This is a genomic window from Vibrio sp. 10N.222.49.C9, assembly GCF_041474985.1.
Taxonomy (GTDB): Bacteria; Pseudomonadota; Gammaproteobacteria; order Enterobacterales; family Vibrionaceae; genus Vibrio; species Vibrio crassostreae_C.
Map to the genome: position 1 here is coordinate 1 of NZ_JBFRVD010001275.1, position 304 is coordinate 304.

The window sequence follows — 304 nt, forward strand, 5'->3', positions numbered from 1 at the left end:
GATAAGAGTGATGGTCAGAGTGCTGCGTACTGGCTTGATATCTTCGAAAGAGAGCCTGTGTATCTAGAATCAAGGCCTGATGACCAAAAAAACAACCCAGCACATAATGCTCACAATAACAGTGACTTTGCGATATTGGTGTTAAACGAACCGATTCCTCATCATGGTGGGGCGATATTGAGTCCGCTTGTTAACCTTGATACGGGCGAGCGCTTTTTTAACCCTGGAGAACCCTTCACTTTTTATGGTTGGGGCAGTACAGGTTATGGTGGTGCTTCAGGTTCAACGCCTACAACGCTAATGC

General features: G+C 46.1%; 1 pseudogene. It reads left to right on the forward strand.

Features of this window, described 5'->3' with window-relative positions:
* Positions 1 to 304: pseudogene (locus AB4585_RS27885) on the forward strand (hypothetical protein); the annotation flags it as partial.